General features: G+C 36.8%; 14 protein-coding genes. All 14 read left to right on the plus strand.

Annotated features, from left to right (window positions below; translation table 11 throughout):
- Positions 1–5 precede the first annotated feature (5 nt).
- The 14 genes from abc-f (at position 6) to ybeY (ending at position 17,040) form a co-directional block, all read left to right on the plus strand.
- The gene (gene abc-f, locus BLP54_RS02550) at positions 6–1,925 is read left to right on the plus strand and encodes a ribosomal protection-like ABC-F family protein (RefSeq protein WP_090166425.1); all 1,920 of its coding nucleotides are present in this window, start codon (positions 6–8) and stop codon (positions 1,923–1,925) included.
- Positions 1,926–2,001: 76 nt separating this feature from the next.
- Complete coding sequence (locus BLP54_RS02555) at positions 2,002–2,634, plus strand: redox-sensing transcriptional repressor Rex (protein WP_090166428.1); 633 nt, start codon at positions 2,002–2,004, stop codon at positions 2,632–2,634.
- A gap of 8 nt (positions 2,635–2,642) precedes the next feature.
- A complete protein-coding gene (locus tag BLP54_RS02560; RefSeq protein WP_090166431.1) occupies positions 2,643–3,401 on the plus strand; it encodes a hypothetical protein in 759 nt (252 codons plus the stop codon).
- A gap of 103 nt (positions 3,402–3,504) precedes the next feature.
- Positions 3,505–4,389 (plus strand): hemolysin family protein, encoded by an 885-nt coding sequence (locus tag BLP54_RS02565; protein ID WP_090166432.1) that lies wholly within the window; start codon positions 3,505–3,507, stop codon positions 4,387–4,389.
- Positions 4,390–4,450: 61 nt separating this feature from the next.
- Positions 4,451–5,179 (plus strand): YebC/PmpR family DNA-binding transcriptional regulator, encoded by a 729-nt coding sequence (locus BLP54_RS02570; RefSeq protein ID WP_090166435.1) that lies wholly within the window; start codon positions 4,451–4,453, stop codon positions 5,177–5,179.
- A 39-nt stretch (positions 5,180–5,218) separates the two neighbouring features.
- A complete protein-coding gene (locus BLP54_RS02575) occupies positions 5,219–6,667 on the plus strand; it encodes a glycogen synthase (RefSeq protein ID WP_090166437.1) in 1,449 nt (482 codons plus the stop codon).
- 79 nt (positions 6,668–6,746) lie between these two features.
- Complete coding sequence (locus BLP54_RS02580; RefSeq protein WP_090166439.1) at positions 6,747–9,479, plus strand: FtsK/SpoIIIE family DNA translocase; 2,733 nt, start codon at positions 6,747–6,749, stop codon at positions 9,477–9,479.
- A 16-nt stretch (positions 9,480–9,495) separates the two neighbouring features.
- Positions 9,496–11,166, plus strand: a complete 1,671-nt coding sequence (locus tag BLP54_RS02585; protein WP_090166441.1) for a formate--tetrahydrofolate ligase — start codon at positions 9,496–9,498, stop codon at positions 11,164–11,166.
- A gap of 2 nt (positions 11,167–11,168) precedes the next feature.
- Positions 11,169–12,326 (plus strand): chitobiase/beta-hexosaminidase C-terminal domain-containing protein, encoded by a 1,158-nt coding sequence (locus BLP54_RS02590; RefSeq protein ID WP_090166443.1) that lies wholly within the window; start codon positions 11,169–11,171, stop codon positions 12,324–12,326.
- A gap of 222 nt (positions 12,327–12,548) precedes the next feature.
- Positions 12,549–13,028, plus strand: coding sequence for a 23S rRNA (pseudouridine(1915)-N(3))-methyltransferase RlmH (gene rlmH, locus BLP54_RS02595; protein ID WP_090166445.1), 480 nt, complete (start codon positions 12,549–12,551; stop codon positions 13,026–13,028).
- 19 nt (positions 13,029–13,047) lie between these two features.
- Entirely contained in the window at positions 13,048–14,352 is a 1,305-nt protein-coding gene (locus tag BLP54_RS02600; protein WP_176754440.1) for a pyrimidine-nucleoside phosphorylase, read from the plus strand.
- A gap of 1 nt (position 14,353) precedes the next feature.
- Positions 14,354–15,340 carry a PhoH family protein gene (locus BLP54_RS02605; protein WP_090166447.1) on the plus strand — a complete coding sequence of 329 codons (987 nt, stop codon included), beginning with the start codon at positions 14,354–14,356 and terminating at the stop codon, positions 15,338–15,340.
- A 63-nt stretch (positions 15,341–15,403) separates the two neighbouring features.
- A complete protein-coding gene (locus BLP54_RS02610) occupies positions 15,404–16,546 on the plus strand; it encodes a hypothetical protein (protein ID WP_176754441.1) in 1,143 nt (380 codons plus the stop codon).
- Complete coding sequence (ybeY, locus tag BLP54_RS02615) at positions 16,543–17,040, plus strand: rRNA maturation RNase YbeY (RefSeq protein ID WP_090166452.1); 498 nt, start codon at positions 16,543–16,545, stop codon at positions 17,038–17,040. Before BLP54_RS02610 ends, ybeY begins: the two co-directional genes overlap by 4 nt.
- The last annotated feature ends 17 nt before the right edge of the window (positions 17,041–17,057 follow it).

Here is a 17,057-nt window from a genome sequence, read left to right on the forward strand (position 1 = left end):
AAATCATGTTACTTAATGTTTCACATATTTATAAATCCTTTGGCGAGGATTCAATAATTAAAGATGCTACATTTACAGTAGACGAAGGTTCAAAGGTTGCTATTGTCGGAAACAATGGTACCGGCAAATCAACACTCCTTAAAATTATAATCGGAGAACTTCCAGCAGATGACGGAGAAGTTACTTTAAAAAAAGATGCCACAATGGGCTACTTGGCTCAGTATCAAGAGGATTCCTTCGGAAGCAATATATTAGACACTGTTCTTGGTGCCAGAGAAGACCTTCTTTCAATGGAAAAGCGCCTGACAGAAATGGAACAGCAAATGAGTCAGCTTTCTCATGAAGAGATGGAAGCATTTATGGAGGATTATCATAAGCTTCAGCATCAGTTTGATTTAAAGGGAGGATACACCTTCCGTTCTGAAGCTGTAGGTATTCTTAAAGGTTTAGGCTTTGAGGGTGACGATCTTTCGAAAAGTATGAATGAGCTCTCGGGCGGTCAGAAAACAAGAGTAAGTCTTGGTCGATTGCTGGCATCTTCACCAGATTTACTTCTTCTTGATGAGCCTATAAACCACCTGGATTTAAATTCTATAATGTGGTTGGAAGGATATCTGGCTTCCTATAAAGGTGCTGTTGTAATTGTTGCCCACGATAGATATTTCCTTGATAAAATCGCTGACCATGTAGTTGATTTATCTTACGGCAGAACCAGTGTATATACTGGTAATTACTCATCCTTTGTTGCTCAGAAAGAGCTTGCTCAGATTTCCTACGAAAATGCTTATGAAAAGCAGCAGAAGGAAATAGAACATCAGAAGGCAGTAATTGAAAAGCTTCAGTCATACAATAGAGAAAAATCTATCAAAAGAGCTGAAAGCCGTAAAAAGCTTCTTGATAAAATGGATGTAATGGATGCACCTGATAAGGATTTACCAAAAATGCGTCTTACTCTTGAGATTGAAAAAGAAAGCGGTAAGGATGTTCTTGATTTTTCCCATGTAACCAAATCTTATGACGATAAAAACATCTTTACAGATTTATCTTTTGACGTCCATAAGGGCGATAGAATCGCTATCTTAGGTGATAACGGTACAGGCAAAACTACAATTTTAAAATGTATAAATGGTCTTACTGATTTCGAATCCGGTGAGATTCGTTTTGGTGCAAATGTAACTGTAGGCTACTACGATCAGGAGCAGCAGGGACTTACTGAATCTAATACAATTTTCAGTGAGCTTCACGATGCTTATCCTTTCCTTACAGAAACAAAGGTTAGAAACACTTTAGCAGCCTTTATGTTTACTGAGGATGATGTTTTCAAGCGTATCAGTGATTTATCAGGTGGTGAACGAGGAAGAGTATCTCTTGCAAAGCTTATGCTTTCAAAATCAAACCTTCTGATTCTCGATGAGCCTACCAACCACTTGGATATGGATTCAAAACAGATGCTTGAAGAGGCGCTTAATGAATATGATGGTACTCTTTTATATGTAAGTCACGATAGATATTTTGTAAATAAAACCGCCAATACCATTTTGGAGCTTTCAAATGGTGGACTGACAAAATATCTTGGTAACTATGATGAATACATTGCCAAGAAAGAGCAGTTATATGGCAATTCATCTACATCAAGCGTGTCTCAGGGCTCTGGAACAAATCAGGAAGAAACAGCTGCAAAGCTGGACTTCAAGGAACAGAAGCGTATCGAAGCAGAGAAAAGAAAGCTTCAGAATCGTATTTCAAAGATTGAAGAAGAAATAGAACAGCTTGAAGCTGAGAAAGCCTCTATAGACGAGGAATTTATCAAGCCTGAGAATATGACCAATTCAGCTAAATTAAATGAATTGACTGCTAAACAGAACGAAATAAATGCTAAACTTGATAACCTATACCAACAGTGGGAGGAAATCAGTAGTATATAGCGTATAAATTGTTAATTTGTTGACAAACTTTTTTGCGAACCCTATAATAAAATTAATCTTTTATTAGGAGGCGTTTATTTTGGACAAACAGATTTCGCAGGCGGTAATCAGGAGACTTCCTAGATACTATAGATACTTAGGAGAGCTTCTAGATGATGGTGTTGAACGCATTTCTTCAAATGATTTAAGCAAGCGTATGCACGTTACGGCATCTCAAATAAGACAGGATCTTAACAATTTCGGCGGCTTTGGCCAGCAGGGCTATGGTTACAATGTAGCTTATCTTCATGACGAAATTGGAAATATCCTTGGTGTTAATGAGACTCATAACGTTATAGTTATTGGTGCTGGTAATCTTGGCCAGGCTATTGCAGGATATGTTAAATTTGAACGAGTTGGTTTCAAGATTATCGGTTTATTTGATACAAACCCTGATTTAAAAGGTAAAATGGTTAGGGATTTACCTATCCAGATGCTTGATGAATTACCAGAATTTATTAAGAATAATGATGTTGAAATTGCAGCCCTCACACTTCCAAAGGCAAATGCAAAATCAACAGCTTTAAAGCTGGTTTCACTTGGCGTTCACGCTATTTGGAACTTTGCTCATGTTGATTTGGATGATATTCCAGATGTTGTTATTGAAAATGTTCATCTTTCTGACAGCTTAATGCAGTTATCATATAATATTACCAAGCAAAATAAGTAGGTGATTTTATGGCAGAACATGATTTTCAAAGTGCAATTGCTAAAATCAAGGTTCCAATGCTTATTTTAGATCAAAAATGGCACAGGCTTTTTGCCTTAGGAGGCAAGCCTGATACCGTTAAAGATTTAGAAACAAAAGAAAATGAGCTCCTCAAAAGAGATGCTGAGCTCAAAAAGGAATTAAAGGATTTAAAAAAAGTAAAAGAAAGTCTTATGGCTTCCGTTATGGAAAATATGGAGGGCACCTCTGACTTGGTTTCAAAGAAACTTGACGATGATAAAAGACTTCTTGAAGAATGTAACGAGAGGATTGCTGCTGCCGAAGACGAACAGAAGGATTTACCTGCCCAAACTGATGAGGTAAACAGAGAGCTTATGATGGCAACCATGGATTTTTGTTATGATAAGCTTAGGACTAATTCTTCAGAGGCTGAAGAAATCACAAATTGGATAAAAGATATCCGTGTTCAGCTCAAAAAAAATGTTATTAGAAAGCATAATCGAGAGATAAATAATAAAGAAATATATTCATATATGCATGATGTATTTGGAATGGAAGTTTTAAATCTCTTTGATATGCAAAATGGCGACTTTTATATTGGTATAGCCGATGATAAAATCGATGATGCTGCACCCAAAAAATCGACAGATGCTGAAGTAGCTGATTTATCTAACGTTGATTTAGAAGATGTGGATTTGGAGGCTGTGTCAAAGGAAACAAAAGAATCTAATAACTCTGAAGATGCAACTTCAGATGAATCTGAATAATCTATGAATTTTAAAGACTAAGCTTCATAAAGTTTAGTCTTTTCTTTGTCATTATGGTAAAATATAAGATGTTAGAATTCATTGTTTTCGAAAGGAGAATCTAATGGAGGACGGGTCGAATCCCTATATTTTTCTTGTAATTTTATTAATTATAGTTATAGCAGAGCTTATAGCCATTATTATTTTGTATCGCAAATCAAAGCAGGAAAATGTCACAGAAGAAGATGTTATCTCGCTTGTGAATGAAGGCCATGAAGATGGCAATATTTTAGCTTCTGAAGCGGAAATGATTCAAAATATTTTCGAGTTTTCTGATACTGATGTAAAAGATATCATGACTCATAGAAAAAATATTGTGGCTATCGATGGTGAGCTTACTCTTAGAGAAGCTATAGAGTTTATTAATAATAATAATATGAGTCGTTATCCGGTATATCTGGAGGATTTAGATAACATTATTGGGATTTTACATATCAAGGATATCCTCACTTACTTTGATAAGGATATAGACAATGTTAAAATAAAAGATCTTCAGGATTTAATGTCTGTGGCAGAATTTGTTCCAGAAACCCATGGCATAAATACTTTGTTTGCAAAAATGCAGACGAAAAAACGTCACATGGTTATAGTAATAGATGAATATGGTCAGGTTTCAGGAATATTATCTTTAGAAGATATTTTGGAAGAAATCGTTGGAAATATTGAGGATGAGCATGACGAGGGAGAAGCGTCCATAGAAGTCCGTACTCAGGATTCATTCATGATGGATGGTAGTACCACTCTGGAAGAAGTTGAAGAAATCCTTGGAATGATTTTATCAGAGGATTACGAGACGCTTAATGGATATCTTATTTCACTTCTTGGAAAGATTCCAGAAGATGGCTCCAGCTTCAAATTAGAAGATGATAATTTTACATATTATGTAAAAAATGTCTCAGAAAAGGTTATCGGACAAGTGTATGTTCGTAGGAAAAGCCACGTTGAATAACGCATTGTTATTTGATATAATTTTTTGAGATTTTAAAATAAGAAAAGAGGTATATAAATATATGTCAGGACATTCAAAATTTGCAAATATTAAGCACAAAAAAGAGAAGAATGATGCTGCAAAGGGTAAAATTTTTACAATTATCGGACGAGAGATTGCTGTAGCCGTTAAGGAAGGTGGTCCAGATCCTAACAATAACTCTAAGCTTCGTGATGTAATCGCAAAAGCTAAGGCTAATAACGTACCTAATGCTACTATTGAAAGTGGTATTAAGAAGGCTGCTGGTAATGCAGACGCTGTAAACTATGAATCAGTAACCTATGAAGGATATGGTCCTAACGGAACAGCTATCATCGTAGATTGCCTTACAGACAACCGTAACCGTACAGCTGCTAATGTAAGAAATGCTTTCACAAAGGGTGGTGGCAGCATTGGAACACCAGGTTGTGTATCTTTCATGTTTGATAACAGAGGACAGATCATCGTTTCTAAAGAAGAGTGTTCTATGGAAGCAGATGATTTAATGATGATTGCTCTCGATGCTGGTGCAGAAGACTTTGCTGAAGAAGATGATTGCTTCGAAATCTACACTACTCCTGAGGATTTCTCAAAGGTAAGAGAAGTTCTTGAGGCTGAAAAAATTCCTATGGCAGATGCTGAGGTTACAATGATTCCTCAGACATATGTTGAGCTTACAGACGAGCAGGATTTATATAAGATTAATAAGATTCTTGATCTTCTTGATGAAGATGATGACGTACAGAACGTTTACCATAACTGGGATGAGTAATGTAGTTTTACTATAAAATTTTTGCGGGGTTAAAAACTAATGAACAAAATTTTGTTTGCGTCAAGTGAATGCGTACCATTTGTAAAGACCGGAGGTTTGGCTGACGTTTGTGGTGCATTGCCAAAGGAATTTTGTAAGGATTATTTTGATGTCAGGGTGGTTTTGCCATACTATACATTTATTCCTGAAAAATATAAAAAAGATTTCCGATATCTAACAAGTTTTCAGATGAATATGGGACCTCTTGTAGGCACAAAATACGTTGGTGTTTTTGAGTATGAATTAGATGGTGTTACTTTTTACTTTATAGACAATCATGATTATTTTGATTGTTTCTATCCTTATTCAGAGGATAGATGGGACCTTGAAAAGTTTATTTTCTTTGATAAGGCTGTTCTTTCAATGCTTCCACTTATTGGATTTCAGCCAAATCTTATTCACTGCCACGACTGGCAGACAGGATTTATTCCAGTATATTTAAAGACAGATTTTCAGGGAGATCAATTCTTCTGGGGAATGAAATCTGTTATGACAATTCATAATCTTAAATTTCAGGGCATGTGGGATACAAAGACAGTATCCGGTATTTCAGGACTTCCAGTGGATTTATTTACACCTGACAAGCTTGAATACAAGAAGTGCGGAAACATGCTAAAGGGTGGTCTTGTTTATGCTGATTACATTACCACTGTATCATCTAACTATTGTGACGAAATCCAGACTCCATATTATGGAGAAGGGCTTGATGGACTTTTAAGAGCTCGTCATTATGATATGCAGGGTATTGTTAATGGTATTGATAACGGTATATACAATCCAGCCACTGATTCTAAGATTTATAAGAATTACGATATTTCTACATTCCGTAAGAATAAAAAAATCAACAAAACAAAGCTTCAGCAGGAACTTGGGCTTGATGTTGACCCAAAGAAATACATGATTGGTCTTATTTCAAGACTTACGGACCAAAAAGGTTTAGACCTTATCAATTACTGTATTGAAGGAATTGTAGATGATTTTACTCAGCTTGTAGTTATCGGAACTGGAGAGTCTAAGTATGAGAATATGTTTAGACATTATGCATGGAAGTATCCAGAAAAGATTTCTGCCAATATAAGCTATGATGATGCTATGGCCCACAGATTATATGCTGCAGCTGATTCATTCCTTATGCCATCGAGATTTGAGCCTTGTGGACTTACACAGCTCATTTCCTTTAGATATGGAACAGTACCTATTGTTCGTGAAACAGGTGGCTTAAAAGATACTGTTGAGGCATACAATGAATATATGAAGACAGGAGATGGATTCTCATTTGCTAATTACAATGGCGATGAGCTTCTTAACACTGTCAACTATAGTAAATTTGTATTCTTCGAGAAAAAAGCTCAATGGAATAAAATGATTGAGCGCGGTATGAGTAAAAATTATTCTTGGTCTGTACAAAAGGAAAAATATGAAAATATTTACAACTATTTGATTGGTTGATAAATAAAAAATGCAAAAAGAGAATAGTTTAGCTATTCTCTTTTTGATGAATCGAAGAATAATTGGATGAGGTTTTAATTTGGCAACAAAAGGGAAGAATAATTCTAGAAAAAAATCTAATACCAGGTCAAGGACTGGTGGCTCATCTAAAAGAGCTTCCACCAGAAAAAAGTCATCTAAGCGAGTAAATGACGAGTTAGATTTTGAAGATCCTTTTTTCGAGGATTCTTCTAAGGAGATTATTTTATGGTCTTCTATAGCTCTTTGTATTTTACTTTGCATTAGTAATTTTGGACTGGGTGGTGTTGCTGGTAATGCTGTTGCTGATTTTCTATTTGGTGTTTTCGGCATTATTCAGTATGTCCTTCCATTCATGGTAGCTTTTTCTGCATTTTTTATAATTTCAAATTATGGTAATAAGGTTGCAATTGCCAAAGTTATTGCCGGTTTTGTTCTGCTAATGTTTATAAGCGCATTTGTAGAATTAATTATTAATGGTCAAAATATTTTATTGCCTTTAGATGCTTTTTCTTTTGCGAAAGAAAAGCACCTTGGCGGAGGACTTGTAGGAGGCGGTATTGTATTTGGAATTAACGATAGCTTTGGACTATTTGGAGCTTACCTTATAGTTCTCATTGCTATGATTGTTTGTACAATAATTATCATTGAAAGATTTGCTTTCGACAGAGTTCAGCAATCATCAAGATATCATGCTGACAGAGCTGCAGAAAAACGTCGTATTCGCAGAGAACGTCAGTTGATGGAAAGAGAAGCTAATCAGACACGCTTTAATTCTGATAGACAGGCTATTAGAGATAAAATCGAAAAAGATAAAGAATTAGAGCTACAACAAAGAAAACAAAACGATGGAAATCGTAGAGATAGAAGATTTTCCGGTGTTACCTCTGACACTACAATTATGCCTGATTTTACTGAATCAGCTTCAAGTGCAGATGGTATAAACGAAATTCGCTTTAATATGGCTGATGGAGAGGAAGAAATGGAAATCACCAAAACCAGCAGACATCGTCTAAGAGCAGGAGATAAGCGCTCAAAAAGTGCTCACGCTTTCAAAGAAATTGAGCAATCCGCAGAGGAAATTGCTGTTGCTCAGCCTGTTATAAGTGAGCCAGAACCTGTTATTCCAAAGAAAAGCACTATTTCCTTTAAGGGGGCAGCTCTTATGGAAGCAGAACAAGAGGCTGCTAGCATAAGACAGGAACAGGAGGCAGCTCCGGTTCGTCACGCCAAGGCGTCTGTAGCTAGTGCTGATGAGATTGAAAACTCTTCAGAAAGCCTAAAAGCGTCTATAGATGCAGATAAAAAGAAGCCTAAAAAGCCATATAAATATCCACCTCTTACCTTGCTTAAGGACGCAAAGAAAAACGGTGGTGATTCAAAAGAATATCTTACAGAGATGGCTAACAAGCTTGAAACAGCCCTTAGTAGTTTTGGCGTTCAGGCAAAGGTTACTGAGGTTACACTCGGGCCATCTGTTACGAGATATGAGCTTGAAATAGCAGTTGGTACAAGAGTATCAAAGGTAGTAAATCTTGCCGACGATATTAAGCTTAGTCTTGCTGTTACAGATGTTAGAATTGAAGCTCCTATTCCAGGTAAGTCTGCCATCGGAATTGAGGTTCCTAATAAAGTTAAATCTATGGTTGGATTTAAGGAACTGGTATCCTCTAAGGAGTTTAAATCAGCAAAATCAAAGATTTCTTTCTGTGTTGGAAAGGATATTTCTGGTAGTGTTATAGTTGGAAATATTGAAAAGATGCCACATCTTCTCATTGCCGGCGCTACTGGTTCAGGAAAATCTGTTTGTATTAACACAATTATTATGAGTATCCTTTATCACGCTAACCCTGATGAGGTTAAAATGATAATGGTTGATCCTAAAATGGTAGAACTTTCTGTATATAACGGTATTCCTCATTTGTTACTACCAGTAATCACAGATGCTAAAAAGGCAGCCGGTGCGCTGCATTGGGCTGTTAAGGAAATGACAGACCGTTATGAGCTTTTGGCTATGGCCGGGGTTCGTAATATAGAAGGTTTTAATGAAAAAGTTGCGAGCAATGCATTGCCAGAAGAAGTTCCAGAAGAGAAGCGTGTACGTATGTCACAGCTTGTTATTATCCTGGATGAGGTTGCAGACCTTATGATGGTAGCAGCTGCCGATGTTGAGGACTCCATTGTCCGATTGGCACAGCTTGCACGTGCTGCAGGTATTCATCTTATTATCGCGACTCAAAAGCCTACAGTTAACGTTATTACAGGCTTAATTAAAGCCAATGTCCCTTCACGTATAGCTTTTTCTGTTTCAAGTGGAAATGATTCTCGAGTTATTCTTGATATGAATGGTGCTGAGGATCTTCTTGGAAATGGTGATATGCTTTATGCTCCACAGAATTTATCTAAACCAATTAGAATTCAAGGAGCTTTTGTTAGTGATGACGAGGTCAGTGCCGTTGTTGATTTCTTAAAGAATAACAATGACCCTGCAGAAGATAATTCAGAAATTGAAGCTCAAATTCAAAGCTCTGAGACAAGTTCAGGTGCAGTAAGCATCTCTGGTGAGCCAGATAATTCCAGAGATCCATTATTCGCTGAGGCTGGACGTCTTGTTATAGAAAATCAAAAGGGTTCTATAGGCTATCTGCAAAGAAATTTCAGGATAGGCTTTAATAGAGCAGCCCGTATCATGGATCAGCTGGCAGAAGCCGGTGTAGTTGGTCCTGAAATGGGAACAAAGCCTCGAGAGATTCGTATGGCAATATCAGAGTTTGAAGAACTAATAAATGCATAGTAAAGGGAGTTTGCAAATGAAGTCAGACATTCAAATCGCACAGGAAGCAAAGATGGTTCACATTAAGGAGGTTGCTTCATCCTTAAATATTCAGGAGGATGACCTTGAGCTTTATGGCAAGTATAAAGCAAAATTTTCTGATGAACTGTTAAGCAAAATTGAAGGCAACAAGGATGGAAAGCTCGTTCTTGTAACTGCTATCAATCCTACACCAGCTGGTGAAGGAAAAACCACTACATCAGTTGGTCTTGGTCAGGCTATGGGTGTTCTTGGAAAGAAAGCCTGCCTTGCCCTTAGAGAGCCATCCTTAGGACCTTGCTTCGGAATTAAAGGTGGCGCTGCCGGCGGTGGATATGCTCAGGTAGTACCAATGGAGGATCTTAACCTTCATTTCACTGGAGATTTCCACGCTATTACCTCTGCTAATAATTTACTTGCAGCGATGCTTGATAATCACATTCAGCAGGGAAATTCTCTGGGAATTGACCCACGACAGATTGTGTGGAAGAGATGTCTTGACATGAATGACAGAGCTCTTAGAAATATTGTTGTAGGCTTAGGTTCAAAGATGGACGGAATGGTTCGTGAAGACCATTTTGTTATTACAGTAGCTTCAGAAATCATGGCTATTCTCTGCTTAGCAGATGATATGCATGATTTAAAGAAGAGACTTGGAAGAATTATCGTTGCATATTCTTTCGAGGGTAAGCCAGTAACAGCCGATGATTTACAGGCAACCGGTGCTATGGCAGCACTTCTTAAGGATGCACTTAAGCCAAATTTAATTCAGACACTGGAGCACACACCAGCAATTGTTCACGGTGGACCATTTGCTAATATTGCTCACGGTTGTAATTCAGTTCGTGCCACAAAGGCTTCTATGAAGTTAGCTGATATTACTATTACAGAAGCTGGATTTGGTGCTGATCTTGGTGCTGAGAAATTCTTTGATATCAAGTGTAGAATGGCTGGTCTTAAGCCTGATGCCGTAGTACTTGTAGCTACTATTCGTGCTTTAAAATATAATGGTGGAGTACCAAAGGCAGAGCTTACAACTGAAAATCTTGATGCTTTAAAGAAGGGTATTGTAAACCTTGAGAAGCATATTGAAAACTTACAAAAGTACGGTGTACCTGTTGTTGTTACACTTAATTCTTTTGTTACAGATACTCAGGCTGAGACAGATTTTGTTCGCAATTTCTGTCAGGAGAGAGGCTGCGAATTTGCTCTTTCTGAAGTTTGGGAAAAAGGTGGAAAAGGCGGCGTAGAGCTTGCTAAAAAGGTGCTTTATGTTCTTGAAAATAAAGAAAGCAACTTCAAGCCACTTTATGAAGATTCATTATCCTTAAAGGATAAAATTAAAACTGTTGCTACAGAAATTTACGGCGCAGCAGATGTTTCTTATTCACCAGCAGCTGAGAAGGAACTCAAGAGAATCGAGGAGCTAGGCATGGGCGATTTCCCTGTATGTATGGCTAAGACTCAGTATTCTCTTTCTGATGACCAGACAAAGCTTGGTAGACCAGAAGGCTTTACTGTTAATGTAAGAGAAGTATATGCTTCTGCCGGTGCAGGCTTTGTTGTGGCTGTTACAGGAAGTATAATGACAATGCCGGGACTTCCAAAGCAGCCAGCAGCAAATAATATTGACGTTACAGACGATGGAGTAATTACAGGACTTTTCTAACTATGAATTGTAAAAAATGCGGAGCTGAAATAGAATCAGGTTTTTTATACTGCCCAAAATGTGGGGAGTCTATTCAGCTTGTGCCAAATTACGATGTAGTAGAAGAAGAGCTTCTTTCCAGAGTTGTTGAAGACAAGGATAAAGCTAAAAATAATCGTTTTGCTACTGGGGTGTATAAGCCTGTAACAACTGGAAACGCTCAAAAGCAACAGACTGATAAAAAACCAACCAACAATGGAGCAGTTATACGTAACAAAGATTTTCTAATAAAGCTTTTAGTTTTTCTTCTAATTGTAATTTTAGGAATGGTTATAATAATTCCATTAATCGGCAGCCACTCTTATGACAACGTTATGAACAGCGCTGTAGCTGCTGAGGGTGAAGAGCAGTATGCAAAAGCTTTAGGTTTCTATCAAGAGGCCTATGACCTTGATAATGCTTCTTTTGAAGCAATCTATGGATTAGGCAGAATGTATTATAAAGTCAAGGAATATGATAAAGCTATCGAATACTTGACTCAGGCATTGGAACTTGATGTTACCAATAAAAAAATATATACATATCTGCTTGATTCCTATACAGCAATTGGAGATACAGATAGCATTTATGCTCTTCAAAGCAAAGCTCCAAATGAAGAAATATTAAAGCTTTTTGATGACTATGTGGTTCAACCACCAGAGTTTAGTGAATTAGGCGGTGATTATGACGAAGAAGTATACCTTGTTCTTTCCAGCAAAAGCGATAATCAGATTTTCTATACTTTAGATGGTAAAAATCCAACTACATCTGGAAAACTGTTTTCAAAGGCAATTGAATTAGAAGAGGGAGTTACAGAAGTGAAAGCTGTATCGCTGAGTCCATCTGGTGATTATTCTGAAGTGGTAAGTGAAACCTATAATATCGTTTACCCTTCACTTGATACACCAGTGGTCAGCCCACAGGCTGGAACATATACTCAGCAGGAATATATTACTATTACAGTACCTGATGGATGTAAGGCTTATTATACGTGGGATGGTACAGACCCAGCGCAGGTTGGTATATTATACACAGAACCTTTTCCTATCCTAAAAGGTGCCAGCGTTCTTACTGTGGTAATTATCGATAGTAAGGGAAACAACAGTCCTTTGTATCGTGGGGATTATATTTATAATCCTTGAAATTGTTCACATTTTTTTCACAATTAGTACTTTATTTATACATATTTTATTAGTAATATAAGCCTATCTCATTAAGAGATACATTTTTCATAACATTATTCTCCCTTTTAAAAGGCACGTCACCGCAGGCGTGCCTTTTTATTTTATCCATTTGTTCATATAAACCACTAAATCTATGTGATTCTATTGTTAAATCCTACTAAATGTTCTAAAATATAATACATGAATGTTAAAATTCTTTGCGTAGGAAAAATCAAAGAAAAGTTTTATAGAGACGCTATTGATGAGTATGTAAAAAGACTTTCAAAATACTGTTCAGTCACGGTAACAGAGGTTCCAGATGAAAAGACTTCTGAGAATGCATCTGATACAGAAATAGACATTGTTAAGGACAAAGAAGGCGAAAGAATTCTTAAGCATATCAATGAGCGAGATTATGTAATCGCTCTTGCAATTTTAGGAAAGCAGATGGATTCTGTGGCTTTCTCAAAATTCATCGAGGATTTAGGAATACAGGGCAAAAGTTCACTTGTTTTCGTTATAGGTGGTTCTCTTGGTCTTTCAGATAATGTTCTAAAAAGAGCAGATTATCAAATATCCTTTTCTAAAATGACTTTTCCTCATCAGCTTATGCGAGTAATTTTATCAGAACAAATTTATAGGGCGATGCGTATTATGAAAAACGAGCCTTATCACAAATAAGTAATTAGAGGTATTTTCTATGAGAATGTATGATTTGATTGAAAAGAAAAAATTAGGTCAGGAGCTCTCCACAGAGGAGATTTATCATATTATTGACGGCTACACCAAAGGTGATATTCCAGATTACCAGATATCAGCCTTACTTATGGCTATATATTTTAATGGCATGAACGTAAGAGAGCGTTATGACCTTACAATGGCCATGAGAGATTCGGGAGATATTCTTGATTTATCTTCAATTGATGGAGTAAAGATTGATAAGCATTCTACAGGCGGTGTTGGTGACAAAGTTACACTTGTTTTAGGTCCAATCATTGCTTCTATTGGTGTTCCAGTTGCAAAAATGAGCGGTAGAGGTCTTGGTCACACAGGTGGCACCATCGATAAGCTTGAGGCTTTTCCAGGCTTTAACGCTGAGCTTTCAGATGACCAGTTTATCAATCAGGTTAACAGCATAAAGATTGCCGTTACAGGCCAGTCTAAGAACTTGGCTCCTGCAGATAAAAAGCTTTATGCCCTAAGAGACGTTACAGCTACTGTTGATGAGATTTCACTCATAACTGGTTCTATCATGTCTAAAAAGCTTGCTGCTGGTACAGATGCCATCGTTCTGGATGTTACTGTTGGCGACGGTGCTTTTATGAAAAATAAGGAATCTGCACTTGAGCTTGCAAAGTCAATGGTAGATATCGGTAAGAAAGCAGATAAAAAAATTGCTGCTGTTCTTACAAACATGGATGAGCCTTTAGGTTTTGCAGTAGGTAATGATTTAGAGGTTATTGAAGCAATCGAAGCTTTAAATGGCAATGGTCCAGAGGATTTAATGACTGTCGTATATGAGCTTGGTTCTCAGATGATTGTATTCTCTGGTATCGAGACAGATAAGGCAAAGGCTAAAGAGCTTATGAAGGAGGCTGTTGCTTCTGGCAAGGCATTCGAAAAATTCATCGAGTTTATCGATGCTCAGGGCGGTGATTCTTCATTTGCAAAGGATACAAAGAAATTCAAGCCAGCTGCACATATTGTTCCTGTTAACGCAGAGTCAGACGGTTATGTTCATGCTATAAAGGCAGAGGCTATCGGTCTTGCCTCAATGTCACTTGGTGGTGGACGTGAGACTTTCGATGATGTTATCGATATGGCTGTTGGTATTGTATTAAATAAAAAGGTTGGAGATGAAATCAAAAAAGGTGAGCCTATTTGCTATATTCACGCAAATGATCAGGCTAAAATTGCTCACGCAGAAGAGATGATTAGAAATGCAACTGTTATCTCTTCTGAGAAATGCAATCACATGGATTTGATTATTGATATTGTAGAATAATATGGATGAATTTACTTTAAATATCAGTATTCCCTCTGACCATATAGACAACATATTTGGTCAGTTTGACAGAAACATTAAATCTATAGAAAATGGCATGAATATCTCCTTTATTCTTAGAGACGATGCCATCAAGCTTATAGGTGACAGGGATAGAGTGGAGCACGGTAAAATCATTATCGATGAGCTTTTAGCTCTTTCTGAAAAAGGGAATATTATTACAGCACAGGATGTAAATTACGTTATGTCTATTGAAAAAGAAAAGATTGAAAGCCACGATGTTTCAGAGGCAAGAGGTGAGATAATCTGCCATACCACGACAGGTAAGCCTGTAGCCCCTAAAACACTTGGTCAGAAAAAATATGTAGACGCCATCAGCAATAATATGATTGTTTTTGGTGTAGGACCTGCAGGTACTGGTAAAACATATCTTGCAATGGCAAAGGCTATCACAGCCTTTAAAAACGAGGAGGTTTCTAGAATTATTCTTACTCGTCCAGCCATCGAAGCAGGAGAGAAGCTGGGATTCCTTCCAGGTGATCTTCAGAGCAAAGTTGATCCTTACCTTAGGCCATTATATGATGCACTTTATCAAATAATGGGAGCTGAGGCTTTCCAGAGAAATATGGAAAAAGGTCTTATTGAGGTTGCACCTCTCGCGTACATGCGAGGCAGAACTTTAGATAATTCCTTTATTATTCTAGATGAAGCACAAAACACAACACCAGCTCAAATGAAGATGTTTCTTACAAGAATTGGTTTTGGATCGAAGGCGGTTATCACAGGTGATCAGACTCAAAAGGATTTACCAAATGGTCAAAAATCCGGTTTAGATGACGCCATGAAGGTTCTTAAAAATATTGATGATATAAAGATTTGTACTTTAGATTCAAAGGACGTTGTAAGACATCCACTTGTACAAAAGATAGTTAACGCATACGAAATACACGAGAAAAAACTAGAAAGTAAAAATAAAAGGGCAAAATAAAAGGGTAGAATAATGAAACACACCAATAGGTTCTCTTCAATTAGGATTGGATATACCATTGGAATGGCATTAATTTTCATTATTGCAAATACAGTTTTATGTTTAATGAATACCGTTCTGTTTGACAAATTTATTTGCATAATGGCAATTAATGTATGCTTCTTCTTTTTGTTTGTTTTACTTCTCATTAGAAAAAGATTAGAAGGGGCGCTTCCAGAATTTAACTATATTACATACGGTAAAATTACTTTTGTAGTTTTATTGGCATGGATTATTACGTTTTTATGCGCTATTCTTGCGCCTGATTTTTTTGCTCCATTCATATTGTTACCTATTGTTTGCAAAACAGTATTTGATGACAGTCTGTCAAATGTACTAAGCCTATACATGGTAGTGGTTACTTCCATCTGCTTGGACTATAGCATTTTTATCGTTCTTTGCTATATTACTCTTGTTGCATTTGGCACAGTTTTTGCTCAGCTTTTCAAAGAAAAAGAAGGACTGGAGAGACTATACATTTTAATTCTGATTTTTGCAGTAACTACAGTTATTTCTGTAATATTTTATTATTTTAATTACCTTGAACTTTCTTTATCAATTTTATTTTTTGGACTTGTAGATGGATTTATAGCAAGTGCTCTTACCATTTGCCTGGTACCACTGTTCAAGACTTACGTAGAAAAGACACAACACAGTAATTACGAAATGTTCCTAAGCCAGGATTACACTTTAGTTCAGGATATCAGGAATTTTTCATTTATTGAATATCAGCATGCCAGCAGAGTATCCATTTTATCTCGGAAATGCGCTGAGGCTATAAATGCTAACTCAGAGCTCGCAGCTTGCGCTGGTTTTTACTATCGACTTGGTAAAATAGAAGGCGAGCCAATGATAGATAACGCCTTAAAAATTGCAAATGATTATTGCTTTCCAAGTGATGTAATTCAGATACTTGCGGAATATGGTGGCATAATATATTTACCTAGTTCTAAAGAATCTGCCATTGTACATATGGTTGATTCAGTTGTTACAAAGGTCGAGCTTTTTGATAAAGATTCAATGAGCAGTGCCTGGAATCAAAACATGGTAATTTACCAAACAATTAACGAATTATCTCAAAAAGGTTTTTATGATAATTCAACTCTTTCAATGAATCAATTCTTAGTGATTCGAAATATTTTAGCTAATGAGGATATTTTAGCATGACAATTTTAATTGAAAGCGAATGTGAATTTGACTTTGATTTTGACTATGAGAAAGTCGCAAAAGATGTAATTAATACAGCAATTGATCACCTCAAATTTCCATTTGAAGCAGAGATTAGTATTACAATTACTGATAATGATGGTATTCACGCCATTAATAAGGAGTTTCGAGGAATAGATGCTCCAACAGATGTTCTTTCATTCCCAATGATTGAATATCCAGCGCCAGGTGTTTTTGATGAAATCGAAAACGATGACGATTTATTTAATCCTGAAACAGGTGAAGTTATTCTTGGAGATATCGTTCTTTCAGTTCCTAGAATTTTATCTCAGGCTGAAGAATACGGCCATTCAGTACTCCGAGAGTATGCTTTCCTTATAGCCCATAGTATGTTACATTTATTTGGGTTTGATCACATGACAGAGGCTGAAGCGACTGTTATGGAAGAAAAACAAAGAGAGATTTTAGATATTCTAAAAATATCTCGAGACTAAGAAAAGGAGACACTAAT

Origin of the sequence: Pseudobutyrivibrio sp. 49, assembly GCF_900100545.1 — a bacterium.
Taxonomy (GTDB): Bacteria; Bacillota; Clostridia; order Lachnospirales; family Lachnospiraceae; genus Pseudobutyrivibrio.

Excerpts from the sequence above, each read along its gene's own strand:
- BLP54_RS02565 (WP_090166432.1), top strand. The coding sequence starts at position 3,505 with ATGGAGGACGGGTCGAATCCCTATATTTTTCTTGTAATTTTATTAATT.
- BLP54_RS02570 (WP_090166435.1), top strand. The coding sequence starts at position 4,451 with ATGTCAGGACATTCAAAATTTGCAAATATTAAGCACAAAAAAGAGAAG.
- BLP54_RS02560 (WP_090166431.1), top strand. The coding sequence starts at position 2,643 with ATGGCAGAACATGATTTTCAAAGTGCAATTGCTAAAATCAAGGTTCCA.
- BLP54_RS02605 (WP_090166447.1), top strand. The coding sequence starts at position 14,354 with ATGGATGAATTTACTTTAAATATCAGTATTCCCTCTGACCATATAGAC.
- BLP54_RS02585 (WP_090166441.1), top strand. The coding sequence starts at position 9,496 with ATGAAGTCAGACATTCAAATCGCACAGGAAGCAAAGATGGTTCACATT.
- BLP54_RS02600 (WP_176754440.1), top strand. The coding sequence starts at position 13,048 with ATGAGAATGTATGATTTGATTGAAAAGAAAAAATTAGGTCAGGAGCTC.
- abc-f (WP_090166425.1), top strand. The coding sequence starts at position 6 with ATGTTACTTAATGTTTCACATATTTATAAATCCTTTGGCGAGGATTCA.
- ybeY (WP_090166452.1), top strand. The coding sequence starts at position 16,543 with ATGACAATTTTAATTGAAAGCGAATGTGAATTTGACTTTGATTTTGAC.
- BLP54_RS02610 (WP_176754441.1), top strand. The coding sequence starts at position 15,404 with ATGGCATTAATTTTCATTATTGCAAATACAGTTTTATGTTTAATGAAT.
- rlmH (WP_090166445.1), top strand. The coding sequence starts at position 12,549 with ATGAATGTTAAAATTCTTTGCGTAGGAAAAATCAAAGAAAAGTTTTAT.
- BLP54_RS02590 (WP_090166443.1), top strand. The coding sequence starts at position 11,169 with ATGAATTGTAAAAAATGCGGAGCTGAAATAGAATCAGGTTTTTTATAC.
- BLP54_RS02575 (WP_090166437.1), top strand. The coding sequence starts at position 5,219 with ATGAACAAAATTTTGTTTGCGTCAAGTGAATGCGTACCATTTGTAAAG.